The organism is Neorhizobium petrolearium, assembly GCF_017873175.1.
Classification (GTDB): Bacteria; Pseudomonadota; Alphaproteobacteria; order Rhizobiales; family Rhizobiaceae; genus Neorhizobium; species Neorhizobium petrolearium.
On record NZ_JAGGJW010000057.1, the window covers coordinates 1 to 1345 of the forward strand.

Annotated in this window: 1 protein-coding gene; it reads right to left on the reverse strand. The window is 64.9% G+C overall.

The features are described 5' to 3' along the window. Positions 1 to 7: 7 nt before the first annotated feature. On the reverse strand, positions 8 to 1345 hold a 1338-nt coding region (locus J2046_RS33615), incomplete at its 5' end, for a dipeptide ABC transporter ATP-binding protein (RefSeq protein WP_210059142.1).

The following is a 1345-nucleotide window of genomic DNA, read 5'->3' on the forward strand; positions in this document are numbered from 1 at the left end:
CGAACCCTCATGCGACCTGGACGATATGCCCGTGTGAGACCTCGCGGTATTCGCGTTTGGGCGGCACATAGTTGACGGGGCGGATTGGGCTCTTGATCTCGTCGGTCGACATGTTGCGCTTGATCCGGCGGCGCGACGGATCGGGCACCGGCACGGCCGACATCAGCTTTTTCGTGTAGGGATGTTGCGGGTTCTCGAAGACGGCAGCCCGCGGTCCGATCTCGACGATCTCGCCGAGATACATCACCGCCACCCGGTGGCTCACCCGCTCCACCACCGCCATGTCGTGAGAGATGAACAGGAACGCGAGGTTGAGGCTCTGCTGCAGGTCGAGCAAAAGGTTGCAGACCTGCGCCTTGATCGACACGTCGAGCGCCGACACCGCCTCGTCGGCGACGATCACCTTCGGGTCGAGCATCAGGGCGCGGGCGATCGCCACGCGCTGCCGCTGGCCGCCCGAGAACTCGTGCGGAAAACGCCGCATCATGTCGGCGGACAGGCCCACCTTCTCCATCAGGCTCGCCGCCTTGTCGCGCGCCTGCTGCCTGGTTCCCAGACTGTGCTCGATGAACGGCTCCATCACCGCCGAGCCGACGCTCATGCGCGGGTTCAATGAGGCGAACGGGTCCTGGAACACCATCTGGATCGACCGCCGCATCTGCCTCAGCGTCGACTGGTCGAGCTTCATCACCTCGTAGCCGTCGAGCGTGACATCGCCGCTGGTCGGCGTGATGAGGCGGGTGACCGAGCGGCCGGTCGTGGATTTGCCGCAGCCCGATTCGCCGACGAGCGACAGCGTCTCGCCTTCGAACAGGTTGAAGGAGACCTTCTCGACCGCGTGCACGGCGCCGCTCTTTCGGCCGAACAGGCCGGAATGGATGTCGAAGCGCGTCGTCAGGTCCTTGACGTCGAGGATCGGCGTCTTGCCCTTGGCCACCGTGTCGGTGACGTCGGCAAGCGGTTGCTGCTCGCCGGTTTTTATGTCGATGATCGGGAAGCGCAGCGGCAGCCTGCGGTCGCCCATCGAGCCGAGCCGCGGCACGGCCGATAGAAGTGCGCGCGTATAGGGATGCTTGCCGCGATGAAAAATGTCGCCGGTCTCGCCCGTCTCGACCGCGTCGCCACGATACATAACGATGGTGCGGTCGGCGACCTCGGCGACGACACCCATGTCATGGGTGATGAACAGCACCGACATGCCCTCCTCTTCCTGCAGCAGCTTGATGAGGTCGAGGATCTGGCCCTGGATCGTCACGTCGAGCGCTGTGGTCGGCTCGTCGGCGATCAGAAGCTTCGGCCTGGAGGCGAGCGCCATGGCGATCATCACCCGCTGCCGCATGCCGCC